Raw genomic sequence first — 15,168 nt, 5'->3', positions numbered from 1 at the left:
TAAGTAATTTGGGGCAAATCCTTTACCCCGGTTGTATTTATTTATTATCCAGAAGAGACTGAATTAATGCTTTAAGTTCATCAATCTGTTTCTGCTGTTCGAGCACCATATTACCAAGATAATTAGTAGCAAGAAGGTTATCCAACATGATAGGGTTAGTATCCAGAGTTAATTGCTCAATGGATTCTTCACCTTCTACGTTTTCATTAAAACGAATAGTTTTTACATATTGAGGATCGATCTCCTGGATATCCTGAGCAATAACACCACGGCGAACACGACGTTTTTCATCAGCTTTATAAACATACGTAGCGGGTTTAACCTGCATAATATTATCAAAGGCTTCTTTTCCGTCAGTATATTCAACATCTTCCTTTAGTTTAATATCACAGTTGGGGTTTTTCTGATAAACGTAACCCTGATTATCAAACCCATTGGACCATGATGTAATGTCAGCATTGTATGGTGTGAACTCCCATGCTCTCGACTGTGTGTTATCACCACTGACATATAACGCGGGCCTACTCCAGTTTGTCGTACCGCCTGTGATTAGCCCCAGAGACATTCGAGTGTTATAGCCAGTACTGGCAATTGAGCCAACACTAAGGCCAACTGCAAAGCCCGCGTCATTCCCCTGTGCAGATTTGACAAAATAGGGGCATTGCCCCGCCTCAGCCGCTCCATTCCATCCTGTAGCATAACTGGATGCCTGATGCCTCTCACTATGAAAGACCCCGTGTGGATACCAGTTGAATGAAGAAGTTCCCCGAGTAGGTGAAACCACGTTCATTTGTACGCATTCCTGGCTAGTGTCACCACTGCGAACCAGGCCTAATTGCCAATAATCACTATACCAGTTACCTGTAATATTATTTGCATACCCTCCAGCGACTCCATCCCCTCCAGCGTTTTGGAGAATAATTGTTTTATTACCACCAACTTGAGTCAGTACGCCGATTGCATTACTTTGAGTGGCGTAAAGATTCCCATTAATTTGCCCCCCAGATTTATTATCAACGGTATCTAACCGCCAATCGTTGCCCGCAGCTACTGTTCCTGCTGTACTCCCCACATTCAGTACTGCACTGTTACCCAGCCCTAAATCATTTCGGCGTTCTTGTGCGGCGTAGGCATATACTCGTGTCCATGCAGACCAGCTTGAACCATTACCATCGACCATCAGTCTACGTAACCAAATATCGTCCCGGTCATAGGGGTAATAGATTTGAGTACACGATCTTGGAAAATTGGCTCCATTTTTTAGTACTAACAGGCTGCCTGCAATCGCCAGTGGATATCCGTTTGCGGGAGTCGCAAAAGCATTAGCCGGACAGTAATATTTGCCCTCATGCTCACCGTCTAGATTATTAATATTATCGTATTCAGTGAGGCTGGCTTGACGGCTATAAAATGCATTGATGTCTGATGCACTTGGTTTAAATCCAGTGTGATAAACCATCCAGTCAGATGCATTACCTACATTATCAATTGCCTGTCGGAATACTAATTGAGAATTACCATTGATACCGATGAACTCATCCGACCTTGCCCCTGCACTGTGACGCCATAGCATTGCGTGGGACGATTCACTACTGATAGATCCCCACATTGCACCATTAGTAGCAGTACGCAAACCCTGGCCTGCTGGTACAATTAACGGTCCGAACATGGTATCACCACTGACGTCTACGTAGCGTAAATCACTCTCATATTTGCTGAATATGTCTAAGTTTGTTCGTGCTCCCGCTGCCGTAGTGGCTCCCGTACCGCCAGACTGAATACCCAGTGCATTATTCAGTACCAGATTGTTGATCACTGATGTTTTATTACCAGCGTCATAGGAGAATACGTTAGCCCCACCCGTATTGGTTTCCTGAATGCGGAATGACTGCATATCATTAACGATGACGTATGGAGTACTCCCAGCGTCCGTATCCTGGAACTTGATAGTGGGGTTAGCTGATACCAGCGTGAGGGGGTTATTGGCAGTACTATTGAAGGTTGCATTACCCCCAGTAATAACTACCTGGTCCGCGTTCTGGGTTGCCATTGTACCCAGTCCCAGATTATTACGTGCTGCGGGAACGTCCGGTACATCACTCAGATTACTGGCCTGAACGAGCTGTTTCGCGTTCTGTACGTCTGAAAGACCTACATCACCCTTTGACAGTACTAAATCGTTACTCAGTGCATAGCCGTTTACAGTGCGTTCTTTGGGTACTGCCCCAACATCATCGGGAGTCAGTACAATATCGTCACTCAGAGACTTACGGTTCACTGTTCTTGTGAGGGGCGTATACAGTCCTGCAATTTGGGAGGCAGTATAGATACGTGACCATGCCGTACTCTGGTTTCGTGCAAAGATCCCCAGTGATCCGGTCTTAGTTAATACCAGAGCGGCTGTACTTGAACTATCAACTACACCTACCCCCAGTAGATCTGTACTTGCAGGGTTGCCCGGTGTACTGGACGGTACTTTAATGAAACCATTGCCCGTGGGCGTATCAGTCTCGTACTGGGGGATATCGATACCATTTGAACCTACCCCATAGTCCCCTTCATTCAGAGGCAGTAGGGAGTTGGCAGTAGTGACGCGACTCACCACGTCTGTAATGGAGAACGTATAGGTTTTAGTTACTGCGGCATCCGTACCACCATCCAGTACTGCATTGCTGATTACCCCGTTGACAATGGCGTAATCAATGGTGCCCTCAGTCTGACGGTAATTAATAACTAGTTGAAATTCAGTCTGGTTCTCCGTCGCCTCATCCAGAAACTGATGAGTGGGGTCCGTGGGTACATATGCAACGCCAATTTCAACTGAGTTTGCGGATTTCTCCCCCATGAGTACAGTCTGGTATGAGCTATCGTATGTTTCGTACCGGGCAACCTGTGAATTAATTGCCAGTACTGGAAATGTCACGACGTTTATGATGGGGACGTTGTTTACTCCCTGGGGGCTACGATTCCCCGTGTCTGTGTTATAGGACAATTTTAATTGATTGCCCGTGTAAATATCTGCCATGCAAATTCCTTTTGCGTTATCTGGTACGTTCTGTAACTGAAATATTTATGGTGAAACTTAGAGAAACGCTGCCAGTTACCGGGTCCGCAACAATATCACTCTGTTCATATGAGCAGGAAAGTAGAATAAGCCCTTCATCTTTAAATGCTTGTGCTCGTTCACTTTCAAACTTTGTAATAATCTGGTCATATGTAATTACGGGAGCAGTATTAGTACTGTCAGGTTTAGGGCTAACGAGATACTGAATTGCAAACGTGCCCGACTTTCTGTTATTTCCATAAGTCATTGCAGACAGGTTGTAATCAAATGCAATCTGCGTGAATACATCTACATCACGAGAAGTTTTTAAGTTTTTGCCCGCGTTAATGAGTTCTTTCATAGTACGGCGAACTTTAGTTACTAGTTCCATTAATAGTCCTCCGCAAATGAATGACCAGCTTCAGTACGGATATAGCAGTTAACGAAACCGCTTTTATCGTCCACAATGTTATAAACTACATATCGTTCCCCAGAGAGGATGAGTACTGAATCAATCGTAATATTATGAGTTTCCAGTACTTCTTTTTTTATGCTGACGTATGTTTCTGTACTTTCGATGAATCCATTACTGCCCGTATCAATAGAAACGGGGAGTACTTCTACGATACCCGTAAAAATACCCCCCGTAGAAGTTTGGATTTTTTGACCGAAAGCATTTAAAAACACGTCGCACTGACGGTTATTAAATGCCCTCATAATTTACGCCTTCGGTTTTACCTTGAGCTGAACAAAAGCTTCAGCGTGAGCAATACCAACATCGGAATAATCCCAGACACGAAAAACGATTGTACCACTGGACCTGTGCGTTGTTGAATCCTCATCCACCTCCTGACCCATCCAGTTGGCGATAATCACGTTCTCAAATGAACCGATCAGAATAGTGTCATCTGCGACAAACTCCGATACAACTACCTGTACCTCATCATTCAGCCACATTGCATCTGCACGATAACCCTCTACCATTGCAACGGCAGCAGTGTTATCAAGCACTTTAGTCTGACGCATCTTAGCCAGCATTTTGCTGTTCATTACAGCTTTGCAGCCGCGAACGTCTACGTTAGCACTACCCAGAGCAGCTACAGCACCCTGTACATCAGCCTGAGTCAGAGCACCGGCAGTAGCGGTGAGCTGTACTGGAGCAGCAGCAGTGATTTTGTCAAATACAGACTGTTCCAGACCCTGTGCGGCATAACGAATCAGTTCAGCCTGCACAAACGCCTCAACGTTCGGGGCAGTCAGAATCGCAGTTTTAGAAACCGGGATTGCACCTGCAAAGATCTTCGGGGACAGGATCACCTTGCTGAAGCTTGCAATAGAATCCTCAACGGCTTCGCCTTCACCATAGAATTTGAATACCTGAGCAACGCCCTGTGCTTTTGGAATCGCCAGAGTACCGCGACCAGCCAGGCCGGAATAAACGGTAGGAGCCAGTTCACCCAGTACTGAACGTTTCAGCAGCTCGGGGATGTACTGATCTTGCAGGTCCTCAGCGACCAGACCAGCGGCGGATGTGGTATTAGTGGACGGGACAACCGCACGTACAAAACCATTTAGGCCACGCTCGTAATTTTCCAGTACTGATTTGTCACCGGATTTGATTGCACGGACCATATCCTTGATTAGATTTTTTTCCATTACTTTGATTTCCTTATCGTGAATGGGTTTTTTATTTTCATTTAATTGACGTTTGAAATCGGCGACGCTAATTCCATTAGCAATTGCATCCGACACATCAATATTTAGTACCTTACCGATTGAAGTCAGTTCGCGTTGACGTTCTTCATCAGCAACATCAATTGCTTCTTCTTCTTCGGTTTCTTCGTTACTATTTATAGTTTCTTCATCAGCATTGAGCTTATTTAGCAAATCAGGGCGACTGGCAATAATTTCCAGTAGTTCTTCATCACTAAGTTCCCGCTTTTCTTCTTCCTGTACTTCTACTTCAGGAATTTCTTGTTCCTGTACTTCTTCTTGTACTTCTTCCTGAAGCTCTTCGTTTTTATTTTCTGACTCTTCCATGAGTTCCCTTTCTTGAATGGTTTCACTAGTACTATTTAGTGTTTTCAATTCAATTGGGTTTTCATTTGGATCGAGACTGCGGCCTATTCCCGCCTGGGTATCTGCCGGGACCGTAACGAGGGAGATTTCATAGATTTCATATGAAGTCACAAAAATAGTACTGCCATCAATACGGTAATCATTGATGTTATAACCAATGCTGATGTGAGTAAGTACACCCTCTTTAATCATTTCCCACTCATCACTGGCAGTACTGCTAATTTTGAGGGTTGCCCGCCCTATACGATCAATATCCATACGTGCAGAAATACAGGCACCGATTAAATGATCACGGTTATGATTGAATAGTACGGCACCAGAATTATTGAGGCGGCGTAAATCTACATTCTCTGGGGTACATAGAAGTACTTCATTATATAGTTCACCGTTGATTTCCCGCTCTACTGGTTGTTCAGTACAAAACGCTACATCAATGGTTTGCGATTCAACATCAATCGCCTGTAGGGGGATCTTCAGCTCCCGCTTGCTGTTCTTGATTTTCATCTTTCACAACTTCCTTGTTGTTAATTTCCTGCTCTTGCCCTTTTTCCTTTGCGATCTCATCCATGATTACGCGAGGGTCTCCACCCATAGATGCAATTGCCATCGTTTTTGAAATTAAACCAGCATCGATCTGCATAATTACAGACTGTAAATCTTTCACAGGGTCTAAACTTATAGGCGTTTGCGGTATATAACGAGCACATACCAAATCATCAAAATCAGAGAAACTCAGATTCAGATTGGTATTATTTAGCAATTCATTTTTTAGCCATGCGATGTAGATAGGCTTCAGTACTTTACTGATGAGTACATTAGTACGCGTTCTAAAAGTAGTTTGCTGGAGCTTTTCTGTTAATCGTGCAGCAGAGAATGACGCGTTTGAGGTGTCTGATAACAGAGCTTGCTTAGTGACGTTAAGGCCCATAGAGATCTGCGAGAGAAGTTCACTGGTAAACTGTTCAATTCCGTCCACACCATTACTCGGGCTTACGGTTACGATATTCTGACCCTCGGACAATTCCCCTATGAAGCCAGGCTCATAATATTCTGTGTAAACTGGTGTAATATCTTCACGCTCCTCTTTGAGTAGATCTACCTGGTTTGAGGTACTGTTAGTAATGTATGAATGACTGGACGCTGACACTTTTTTAGCGACAACGGCAGCTTCAGTGAAACTCTTGAGATCTTCAATCAATTTACCAGATGCAATGAGATCCGGGATGCCTCTTTGCTGGCCTTGCGTATCGGAAATAAAATAATGAAGGATTTCCCTGGCCGGGATGACTTCATAATCACCAGTGATATACGAGTAATTAACGGGATCGAACTTACAGAAATAATAGTTTACGGGGCGGCGATACTTATCAAACTCAATACCATTGCTGATGAAATTTCCATTTGCTAAATGCTGGTTGTTGAGTTGAGTCAATCGAGTCGAGTCTAAAATTTCGACTTTAACTTGACCATTTATTGTATGCCAGCGAATAAAACATTCACCGTCCTGTACTCTCACCTTTTCAACGGTCTGCTGAAAAACGTCAAAACTCATTGAACCATCGAGACTGAAATTTTCAGCACTGTATGCCCAGCGGTCAAACAACTTTTCGAGTTGCTTATTGATTTGATGAAGCTCGTCCTCATCACGTTCAAGTTCCACAGATGGTTTCACGTAAATTCCATCGCTGCCCACTACACCGTCAACGGAAAGGTTCATGTATTTTCTGGCAATCGGTGATTTAATAACTGCATCACGGCTTGAAGAGCGGAATACAGGTAATGCTCGCATGAGCATATGATTGATATTGCTGCCGCTATTTGAGTTGAAACCAAAGTTCATTACGGAAGTATTGCGTACAGCCTGTATATCTTTTTTCAGAGTACTGGATTTTAGCTGGCGTTCCTGTTTCTTAGTTTGCTTAGGTGCTTCAACTGCTTTTTTTCTTTTGAACATTAACGTGTCCCCCATCGATTTGGATAGTTAGGATCACGAAAAACGGTAATACTCTTGAACGGCTTTCCATTACCTGATGTAGGTTGCCCGTTCATTTTTGCCCATAGGGCGTTTGCCCGTTTAATATAAACTGCCCGCATCGCCTCCAAAGAACTAAGGCTTTCAGATAGTAGTGCTTTACCGTTAATACTGAGACTGTAAACAGCTCCGCCGCTAATCTTACTTGCAATAACTTCTTCAAGTACTTCAATTTGCTCTCTCAGTTTTGCATATTCAGACGTATATAAAACAGGATTGATAACCTCAGAGGTGAAAGTACTGGCATTTCCATTAGTAATTTGAGTACAGAATAGCATTTCATTTGCAGTACTGATTTCTAATGAAAGAGTAAATTCTTTTGAGGCTTCATTCTGTAAATTGTCTAATGACATGCTCTTGCCAGAGGTAAAATTAACTACCAGGATTGTTTTTGCAGGCACCATTACGGCTAGATCATATGGATTTGAAACCATATAGATTTTTTCTGGTAAAAGTGACATTTAATTTCCTTATCATTTGCCGAACCATGTACTGCCCATTCCCGTACGCCTACGCTGTGTAGATTTCTGTAATGGTGGGGCTGGTTCTTCTGGTTTATTTATTGTTTTAGTAGCTGGTTGGGGGGTTTCTGGGGTAGTTGTTCTGGATTTGAGTTCCCGTAACTTCCGGTACGGTTGAGTAGTACGTAGAGCGGACAGTGAGTAGCGTATTGCAATCATGGAGTACACCAGGCAATCCAGTGCCTCATTTCGCTTAACGCTTTTCTTCAGTTTCCACACCAGTTTACCCCCTGCGGCCTTCAGCTCTTCCGCATTGAGCTGTTCAAAGTAGTCCGTGGGCAGGGAGCTGCTGAACCGTAGCTGTGTAGGTGAATCTTCTGGACAATCTGATAGCATCACGTTGAGTAGTTTACGTATCGAGGTCTTCTGCTCATGGACGTTCAGTATTTGAAGTTTGTAACCAGCTTGAGTACTTGCCTTGAATAGCTCACCTGTAGTTGAAGAACTACCTTTGATCGGATGGTATTTACCCCAGCGGGCCGTGAATTTCTTCACTGTGTCAGTAGCTGTACCGTTCCCGCTGTCCACGAATACGGCAAGCGTGGGTATGGAGCGACCAGATACCGTGTGGAAATCCTGACGGCAGTACTGATCAAGTTCACGCCACGCGGACGCCTCTATCTTTGTACAATCGTGTGAATAGAAAAACTCATGGCCCAGTACCCAAACGTTCTTCTCATCAAATGCCAGTACTGTAGCCTCCAGGCGATCTAGCTGTTGGTCAACGCCAATACAGATCCCCAGTGCCTGATCTGGGATTGTATGGACAGTAAATGAATCATCGCGTAGGGATTCGAGCTGAAGTATATCCAGTTCCTTTTGATAGTCATCCTGGTACGGCAAACCCAGTTCATTATTATAAAAAGTTTGCAGATTAAATGAGTAATGAGCATCGGCATATTTACTTACCATTTCTTCGATAGTATTCAGGGGGGAGTACATACGGCTAATTTGATAACCCACTACCCCCTTCTCACCATTGAGATTAGTTGCAATCCATCTACCATTATTAACCATCTGATGACGTGTATGTTCATCAACTTCAGCTTCACAGTGGGGACATATCAAACGGGTAGTAGTACTATCTGGTATTGATCTACCGTTCTCCAACTGCTTAAATTTAAACGCTACCTGTTCCCATTCGAAAGTATATTCATGACCACACGTATGAGTGACAAAGTACCGCCTCTGATCTGACAGGTTGTATTCTGCATTAATCAAATCATCTTTATAGAGGGGAGTACTCGAAACTACTACTAATGAATCGTCACCGAAAGTACTGGTACGTGCTTCTGCCAATTTGATTGGATTACCTTCATCAGTAATTTCTACGTTTGAAACTTCATCGAGAAGTACTACACGGCAGGTAATACCGCGTAAGTTGCCTGGCGTATTAAGGTTTAGCCAGTAGATGAAAGTACCATTTACTAATTGAGTCTGTTTAGAGTTATTCGCCGCGTTCTTGTCATTCTTATCTGTAACGAGCGGTGCCAGTACTGAACTTGTCTCAATAGCTGGCAGGAATTTACCATCCTTAAACTTTTTCACTTCAGATTCAGAACTTGAACCAAATGCAAAGTTACAGGGATCATTTGCCATAATCCCAAATGCAATGGACTGGAGAACTGTAGTTTTAAGTAGCTGGCTACAACTCTGTAGTACTATCTTCTTAGTACTGCGATCCTGTGCAATATCCATTGGTTCTTTTTGGAAAGAAAACGGAACCCAGTCAAGACCCATATTAGGACCATCTACAAATTTCACTACTCCATCACTGATCCACTCACTCGTTTTCTGAATCTTCGGTGGTTGGATCGTCGGAAGTACTTTGTGAAGTATCCCCGTCAATTTGATCTTGTTCGTTTTCATCTTCCATGATTTCCATATCTTCCGGTAGCTCAAATGTCATAGAGCCTAACTGGTACAAAGTACTGTCAATTTCCTGTTTTAATCTATCTCTTAGATCTTTAGCGTCAGTCTGTGCAAATAGTTCCAGATAAACTTTTGATGGGATTGCACGTACGGCTGTTTTGATCTGAAATAGGTACTCAGTCAGTACCTGCTCAACATATACAGTACTGATTACCTGTTCCATTTTTTCATTTAATTCAAGTTCGGCCAGTTGGCGTTCTGCGATAAGTTTTTGCAAACGTTCCTGTTCAAGTTGTTCTTTAACGCTAGTGTTACGTAGGGGCATCAGAATATTTTCAATAATCCATGCTCGTGAATTTTGTTCTGTATCAGTGGGCATTCCCCTTTGCACCCATGAGCGTACTGTAGATTCATCGTAGCCGTACTGTTTCGCCAGTGAGCGAATTGATAGTTTCATTATTATTCCTGTTAATAGTGCGGGGCGGGATAGGTTTAAAACTCTACACACAAATTTTAAATCGGGCTGCGGAAAACACGCATTTCTTCATTCCCTTCCGGAGAACCTATTGATTCATAAGGATATTTTTCATATCGCATTATTGAGGCATTATTTCATTGTTTTATATGCTAAACGCTGGCATATCCGTACTGCCCCTTCGGTTTATTTATCAATTCCGTACTGAACCGTCCTGAACTGGACAGGCCATCAATCTATAAGCAATACTGTATGTACATACAGCACTATGGAGGGCAACTAATGTCTAGCAAATCAGGATTCGATCCGTTTCAAACTAAGGGCGTGCAGTACTTCAACCATCTGGGGCTACGGCACTACTGCATATGCTTTCATGGTTCTGGCCTTGAACGTGTACGTATTGGTGATCGTGTCTTCTTTCAGAACGAGGCGGGCATGTACTGGCTAGGGATTATTGAGAGGGATTACTTCATGTTCATTGGTGATGGGTACTTCAGTACAGTACTGGAGGGTCTGGGATATGATAGCGATCAGGAACGCGTCAAGCGGCTACATGAGGATGAGGGGTGGTTCTGTGATCAGGGAGAATTGCCGTTCTAAAAAAAGCCAGTACGGTTAAGTACTTACTACTTACGATGAGCTTGTTCTCAATGAGTATTATCCTAGTTGTTCATTGCAAAATTGTTTGTTTCGTATTAATAATACCCTGTACTGTATCCTACTGTATTGGGTTGGTTTGTTGGTAGTAGGATGCAGTACAATCAGCAGAGCTAAAATAGAAATGGAGATTTCTATGAATACTGTCAGTGCTAATTTATTGTTAACTAGAAATGCATGGCTTACCGCATTTTATGCTGCGGACGTAGAACAGCTTTATGAGCTTGAAACCGAATGGTTTCTTTCTACAAATGGACGAAAGTTTCTGTATAAAGAAATTCAACTTAATAAAATTGCAGCTTCAAAAGGCAGTCTTGCTCAATTAAAACGGCGGGAGAGTAATGTTCTGTACAGAGAATTTAATGGGATAGCTGTCGTCACTGGTAAAGCCGAAATAACAGATGATGATGAAGTTCTTCATACAAACTTTATTGAGAATTGGATAAAAATAGATGGGGAATGGAAACTCCAATTTATTAGTTTTGAATCTGAATAATATATGTGCCAGTACAGTTAAGTACTGGCACACTATCCCACCGTACAAAACTACCTGAATCAGTAGTTTTGTTAAAGTTTTGTTTACAGATGTTTATTCAATGTTAAGCTGGCCCGGAAAACTATGTTTTTAACCGTGTTGGCTCATTTGAGAGGCCAGTACTTAACTGTACTGGCATTTTTTACGCCCACTGGTAATGGGGTAGTTTTAATAATACTAAACCTTCCATAAACTCTTTGTCACTGCACGAGAACTCAACGTGCAGTACATCATCCTCGTCATAGAGTAGTGTCATAGTGATCTCGCTACTGTCATCAATCACTTCTTGCAGCTCCTGAAGTACTGCTAGCATTTCAACCGTGTCATAGCGTGGTACGTATAAATTCGTGGTAATGCGTCCGGGCTTTTCTTTAGTATTCATCATCATGTATTTATGACGGACGTAAAAAAGGCGGCATATGCCGCCTACACTATCGAAACGCGTACCTGATGCCCTCATAGCTCTCATGGTACTGGGGATATCCATTATCAATACAGATACCCATTGGGGGGAGGCTCGTGAGTGCCTCTGTGGCATCATCCGTGAGTAACACTACTGCCGGGTCAGGTTCTGTACTGAAATACTCCCTACGCAATTCCTGGGGGATTGTCTCGTACATGAATCGTTTATTGTAACCCCTCCCCTTAGCATAATGGCCTACTTCCCGAACCACGTCACCGGGCATCAGCTTAGCAAGTACTTCCTGATGGGGCGTAGTAGTGAAGTCCAGGGTAATCTTCACATCAAGTGCACGAGCTACGTGTACCAGTACTGAACCAAAGGGGCGATTCATGAGGCCGCAATAGTCCCCGAACTCCGTTGAGTGAGTGATGGTTGGTAGATCTCCCGCATTCCATCTTTTACGGGTTGCGAGATTACGTATACCTACACAATGCGGATATATATAGAATCGATATCCGGCACCATCATTATTAATGCCATGTCCCAGAAGTTCGAAACCTGGCTTTTTGGATTGTTGAATATTAATTTTTACAGTAAATCCTCTGCGATTGTCGTGCAGAATGTGCTTCCTGAAAAACTCAATATTATTCATAATGAATCCCATTTTATTAGTATGCAAACGATATAGCCGATCTAATGTAAAGATAATGTGATTAATCACTCATTTAGATATTGTCAATAATTGAAGCACTGCCATTTACGCTTTCAATGTACTCATGGTTAGCACTATTACTGCCTGTTACCTTATGGGGTACATGTTGTTTATAGGGACGTAGGTCTACAATGCGAGATTCCCGGATTAAGCATCCAGTACTGCTATTGTCGTCCTGGTAGTACTTGTTATAACTGCATTCACTCTGAAATTGAGGACGGTATAACTTCACACCATTACGTTCGCCAGCAGGGAACAGTACTACAGCATGGTTATCTACATAGCCCACTAAAGCACGGTCCATGAATGAATGCTGGGTTGAACAGCCAGTTGCCAGAAGTGCGATGATTAGAATTACTTTTTTCATTATGTCCCTATTGATTGATGTGAATAGTTTTATTGCGTGCCGCTTCTTTGTTAAGGATTATTGAATTATTGTCATTGCGAATAATTGCAATACTTAGCGTTTCATTATTTGTGTTCGTTGCAGTAATGGTGAAGTGCTCGGGTAACTCAATGCCAATCCCAGTGCCAAATGGATAGCCAATGGTGAGTAGGGAGTTTTCAGTACTGTAACGTTCCGTCTGCCCATCACGTTTCAGCACAAAATCAGACTCAGAGAAACAGCGATCAACAAAATGGGCTGAAGATTCACCGCAATGGATAACTGCCGTGTAGGAAGTCGCCATTGCGGGCATGGTTAATGCCAGGGAGAGCAGTACAGATTTGAGCATTTTCAACGTCCATTGGTATGTCTGGACGGAAATTATCGATCGTTGAAACCTATCAAATCAAGGCATTTCGGCGACACCTACCAAACCCAGGGATCCTAACTACCTGATTACCCCGGACTAATTTTTAGTGGCATTGAATTATGAAAGGTTTTACCTATTGGTTGTGTATTGATTGATCTGCGGTACTCTGCAATTGCTCGTCCTGTCAAAGCTATTACGGTAAAATGAGCAAAAATGATTACCATATGATTTTCATGGATAAATTTTATACTAAATCGGATTATGCCCAGTACTGTCTAGATGTTGTTAAATCGAAAATTGATACTAATAATCTGCACTACTTCGAGCCATGCGTAGGCACTGGTGCGTTCTATAATCTGATGCCGGAAGAGCGTCGTAGTGGTTACGATATCCACCCCAGAGTACCCGGCGTGCTAGCCCGCAATTTTCTCATTCAGCGTACTTTGAATAATGATGGACTGTCGGTGGTTGTTGTGAGCAATCCCCCATTTGGGCGACTGTCATCAATGGCTGTGCGATTTTTCAACAAATGTGCCTCATTCAGTGACGTTCAATACATTTGTTTTATCGTCCCGCTGACATTCCGCAAAGCTGCGACACAAAATAAGTTGAATGAGTATTTTCATCTCATTCACGATGAAGATGCACCCCATAAATGTTTCATACTGGATGGTAATGAACATCATGTGCCTTGCTGTTTTCAGATATGGGAGTATCGGGATGATGAGCGTGAACAGCATACAATAAAAAATGTATCCGAGTACTTCACATTCTGTACTAAAGAACAAGCTGACATTCAGATAAAACGTGTCGGTACAAAAGCAGGAGAACTAGCAGAACCAGGTCAGGAACATAAAGATCCTTCGATGTACTATATAAAAACAGATTACATTGATGAGATTACTGCTGTCATGACATCTGACAAGTACTTGACTGAAATAAAAAAAATAAGAAAAACCACTGCTGGAGTGTACTGCGTCAGTAAATCTGAACTGGTTCTCATGATTGAGAAATACTTCAGCCAGTTCAACGATATACGTATGAGTGCATAATAATGATCCAACGGTTAGTAGTGTTTCTTATATAAATGAAAAACCGTTGGATCAAGTAATGTTCCCTTCTGCAATCGCTCGTACTGTCACCACCCTTCAGTACTGATTACTTGCGAGTACGTTCGTTGCGTTCTTTGTTAAGTTCAATCTGTTGCAGGAGAAATTCATTTTCCGGCTCATATTCAAGCAACCAGGCATAGGCATCATCAAGGTAGTCTTCAATATTTTCAATGTAACTTTTGACATCTGGATGCCCGGCATCAATATATTCATTGACATGGCGTTTGTCATTCTTAGCGGCTACTTCGATTCCGTTTACGGTAAATCCAATATTCATTCTTTGTTCCTCATGGTTATTATATGTTTATTTATTCAAGATAGTAAAAGTGGGTCGCAATGCCCACCTTCAGTACTGCATCTTGAGAGTAAAATGACCCACGTGTTTGTCATTATTATAGAAACAACAAATCACGTGGATTATTTTTATCACTTCTTCAGAAACTTCAGTACTGCACTTTTACACTCATCATTCACGCTACTCGTTTCCACATATGTAGGCTCGAATGTGAATCCAGTCAGGGACGTATGAAGTACGGCGTTCACCCGCTCCGCTTTGCCGTTAATGCGTGGGCGTTGTGATTTATCCAGTGTGATGTAACGGGACAGTACTGCATCCGGTGCTTTGTCATCTGCTGACAATAAATGATCCACGTGTTTTTCATTATTATAAGAAACACTAAATTCACCTGGAACTTTTGACAGGACTGAACCCCATCCCCCTAATCCCATATGCATTATTCCATAGGGGCATACATATTAATCCACGGCACTGACATTGGGGGTAGTGGAAAATATCCGAGAAATACCCATATAATATTATATGGGGTTTTAACGGAGTTTTTTATTGAATCCATTAATAACTGAGCGATATCTACGTGTTTTTCGAGTTGTACGCAGTACAGCGAGAACAAACACGTAGATATGCGAAAGTACTCATGAGCGTAGCGATTGAGTACTCTCAATTGATTTCAC

16 protein-coding genes are annotated in these 15,168 nt (G+C 42.6%); 3 read left to right on the top strand and 13 right to left on the bottom strand.

Annotated elements, in window-relative coordinates:
• Positions 1 to 37: 37 nt before the first annotated feature.
• Genes RTN40_RS14035 through RTN40_RS14000 form a run of 8 tightly spaced genes read right to left on the bottom strand, consistent with a single transcriptional unit; the run spans position 38 to position 10,004 of the window.
• Positions 38 to 3,025: a pyocin knob domain-containing S74 family peptidase gene (locus RTN40_RS14035; protein WP_312228994.1), complete on the bottom strand. Its 2,988-nt coding sequence runs from the start codon at positions 3,023 to 3,025 to the stop codon at positions 38 to 40.
• Between the two features lie 16 nt (positions 3,026 to 3,041).
• Positions 3,042 to 3,434: a hypothetical protein gene (locus RTN40_RS14030; protein ID WP_312228993.1), complete on the bottom strand. Its 393-nt coding sequence runs from the start codon at positions 3,432 to 3,434 to the stop codon at positions 3,042 to 3,044.
• A complete protein-coding gene (locus RTN40_RS14025) occupies positions 3,434 to 3,760 on the bottom strand; it encodes a hypothetical protein (protein WP_312228992.1) in 327 nt (108 codons plus the stop codon). The genes RTN40_RS14030 and RTN40_RS14025 overlap by 1 nt, the downstream gene beginning before the upstream one ends.
• Before the next feature lie 3 nt (positions 3,761 to 3,763).
• Positions 3,764 to 5,626, bottom strand: coding sequence for a phage major capsid protein (locus RTN40_RS14020; RefSeq protein WP_312228991.1), 1,863 nt, complete (start codon positions 5,624 to 5,626; stop codon positions 3,764 to 3,766).
• Positions 5,574 to 7,076, bottom strand: a complete 1,503-nt coding sequence (locus tag RTN40_RS14015; RefSeq protein ID WP_312228990.1) for a phage portal protein — start codon at positions 7,074 to 7,076, stop codon at positions 5,574 to 5,576. Before RTN40_RS14015 ends, RTN40_RS14020 begins: the two co-directional genes overlap by 53 nt.
• The gene (locus RTN40_RS14010) at positions 7,076 to 7,615 is read right to left on the bottom strand and encodes a hypothetical protein (RefSeq protein WP_312228989.1); all 540 of its coding nucleotides are present in this window, start codon (positions 7,613 to 7,615) and stop codon (positions 7,076 to 7,078) included. Before RTN40_RS14010 ends, RTN40_RS14015 begins: the two co-directional genes overlap by 1 nt.
• 12 nt (positions 7,616 to 7,627) lie before the next feature.
• Positions 7,628 to 9,544, bottom strand: coding sequence for a terminase gpA endonuclease subunit (locus RTN40_RS14005; protein ID WP_312228988.1), 1,917 nt, complete (start codon positions 9,542 to 9,544; stop codon positions 7,628 to 7,630).
• On the bottom strand, positions 9,459 to 10,004 hold the full coding sequence (locus tag RTN40_RS14000; protein ID WP_312228987.1) for a hypothetical protein: 546 nt from the start codon (positions 10,002 to 10,004) through the stop codon (positions 9,459 to 9,461). The genes RTN40_RS14005 and RTN40_RS14000 overlap by 86 nt, the downstream gene beginning before the upstream one ends.
• A 300-nt stretch (positions 10,005 to 10,304) precedes the next feature.
• On the opposite strand from RTN40_RS14000, the gene RTN40_RS13995 reads away from it, so the two are divergent.
• Both RTN40_RS13995 and RTN40_RS13990 read left to right on the top strand, forming a co-directional pair.
• A complete protein-coding gene (locus RTN40_RS13995) occupies positions 10,305 to 10,622 on the top strand; it encodes a hypothetical protein (protein WP_312228986.1) in 318 nt (105 codons plus the stop codon).
• A 193-nt stretch (positions 10,623 to 10,815) separates the two neighbouring features.
• Positions 10,816 to 11,175 carry a nuclear transport factor 2 family protein gene (locus RTN40_RS13990; protein ID WP_312228985.1) on the top strand — a complete coding sequence of 120 codons (360 nt, stop codon included), beginning with the start codon at positions 10,816 to 10,818 and terminating at the stop codon, positions 11,173 to 11,175.
• A gap of 181 nt (positions 11,176 to 11,356) precedes the next feature.
• Here RTN40_RS13990 and RTN40_RS13985 read toward each other — a convergent pair whose 3' ends face one another.
• The 4 genes from RTN40_RS13985 to RTN40_RS13970 all read right to left on the bottom strand — a co-directional run bounded on the left by RTN40_RS13985 (position 11,357) and on the right by RTN40_RS13970 (position 13,063).
• Positions 11,357 to 11,602 carry a hypothetical protein gene (locus tag RTN40_RS13985; RefSeq protein ID WP_312228984.1) on the bottom strand — a complete coding sequence of 82 codons (246 nt, stop codon included), beginning with the start codon at positions 11,600 to 11,602 and terminating at the stop codon, positions 11,357 to 11,359.
• Between the two features lie 43 nt (positions 11,603 to 11,645).
• Complete coding sequence (locus RTN40_RS13980) at positions 11,646 to 12,269, bottom strand: hypothetical protein (protein WP_312228983.1); 624 nt, start codon at positions 12,267 to 12,269, stop codon at positions 11,646 to 11,648.
• Between the two features lie 73 nt (positions 12,270 to 12,342).
• Positions 12,343 to 12,696, bottom strand: coding sequence for a hypothetical protein (locus tag RTN40_RS13975; protein WP_312228982.1), 354 nt, complete (start codon positions 12,694 to 12,696; stop codon positions 12,343 to 12,345).
• 7 nt (positions 12,697 to 12,703) lie between these two features.
• Entirely contained in the window at positions 12,704 to 13,063 is a 360-nt protein-coding gene (locus RTN40_RS13970) for a hypothetical protein (protein ID WP_312228981.1), read from the bottom strand.
• A gap of 224 nt (positions 13,064 to 13,287) precedes the next feature.
• On the opposite strand from RTN40_RS13970, the gene RTN40_RS13965 reads away from it, so the two are divergent.
• Complete coding sequence (locus RTN40_RS13965) at positions 13,288 to 14,136, top strand: hypothetical protein (RefSeq protein WP_312228980.1); 849 nt, start codon at positions 13,288 to 13,290, stop codon at positions 14,134 to 14,136.
• A 106-nt stretch (positions 14,137 to 14,242) separates the two neighbouring features.
• Here RTN40_RS13965 and RTN40_RS13960 read toward each other — a convergent pair whose 3' ends face one another.
• Positions 14,243 to 14,473: a hypothetical protein gene (locus RTN40_RS13960; RefSeq protein ID WP_312228979.1), complete on the bottom strand. Its 231-nt coding sequence runs from the start codon at positions 14,471 to 14,473 to the stop codon at positions 14,243 to 14,245.
• Positions 14,474 to 15,168 lie beyond the last annotated feature (695 nt).

Origin of the sequence: Pseudescherichia sp. (assembly GCF_031987975.1) — a bacterium.
GTDB lineage: Bacteria > Pseudomonadota > Gammaproteobacteria > Enterobacterales > Enterobacteriaceae > Pseudescherichia.
Note: the sequence above shows the minus strand (reverse complement) of the source record. Positions and strands in the feature narration are given on the sequence as shown.

Bases quoted from the DNA above. Each gene is read 5' to 3' on its own strand.
- RTN40_RS13965 (WP_312228980.1), top strand. From the start codon at position 13,288: ATGAGCAAAAATGATTACCATATGATTTTCATGGATAAATTTTATACT.
- RTN40_RS14020 (WP_312228991.1), bottom strand. From the start codon at position 5,626: ATGAAAATCAAGAACAGCAAGCGGGAGCTGAAGATCCCCCTACAGGCG.
- RTN40_RS14010 (WP_312228989.1), bottom strand. From the start codon at position 7,615: ATGTCACTTTTACCAGAAAAAATCTATATGGTTTCAAATCCATATGAT.
- RTN40_RS14035 (WP_312228994.1), bottom strand. From the start codon at position 3,025: ATGGCAGATATTTACACGGGCAATCAATTAAAATTGTCCTATAACACA.
- RTN40_RS13975 (WP_312228982.1), bottom strand. From the start codon at position 12,696: ATGAAAAAAGTAATTCTAATCATCGCACTTCTGGCAACTGGCTGTTCA.
- RTN40_RS14030 (WP_312228993.1), bottom strand. From the start codon at position 3,434: ATGGAACTAGTAACTAAAGTTCGCCGTACTATGAAAGAACTCATTAAC.
- RTN40_RS13980 (WP_312228983.1), bottom strand. From the start codon at position 12,269: ATGAATAATATTGAGTTTTTCAGGAAGCACATTCTGCACGACAATCGC.
- RTN40_RS13995 (WP_312228986.1), top strand. From the start codon at position 10,305: ATGTCTAGCAAATCAGGATTCGATCCGTTTCAAACTAAGGGCGTGCAG.
- RTN40_RS14025 (WP_312228992.1), bottom strand. From the start codon at position 3,760: ATGAGGGCATTTAATAACCGTCAGTGCGACGTGTTTTTAAATGCTTTC.
- RTN40_RS13970 (WP_312228981.1), bottom strand. From the start codon at position 13,063: ATGCTCAAATCTGTACTGCTCTCCCTGGCATTAACCATGCCCGCAATG.
- RTN40_RS14005 (WP_312228988.1), bottom strand. From the start codon at position 9,544: ATGAAAACGAACAAGATCAAATTGACGGGGATACTTCACAAAGTACTT.
- RTN40_RS14000 (WP_312228987.1), bottom strand. From the start codon at position 10,004: ATGAAACTATCAATTCGCTCACTGGCGAAACAGTACGGCTACGATGAA.
- RTN40_RS13990 (WP_312228985.1), top strand. From the start codon at position 10,816: ATGAATACTGTCAGTGCTAATTTATTGTTAACTAGAAATGCATGGCTT.
- RTN40_RS14015 (WP_312228990.1), bottom strand. From the start codon at position 7,076: ATGTTCAAAAGAAAAAAAGCAGTTGAAGCACCTAAGCAAACTAAGAAA.
- RTN40_RS13985 (WP_312228984.1), bottom strand. From the start codon at position 11,602: ATGATGATGAATACTAAAGAAAAGCCCGGACGCATTACCACGAATTTA.
- RTN40_RS13960 (WP_312228979.1), bottom strand. From the start codon at position 14,473: ATGAATATTGGATTTACCGTAAACGGAATCGAAGTAGCCGCTAAGAAT.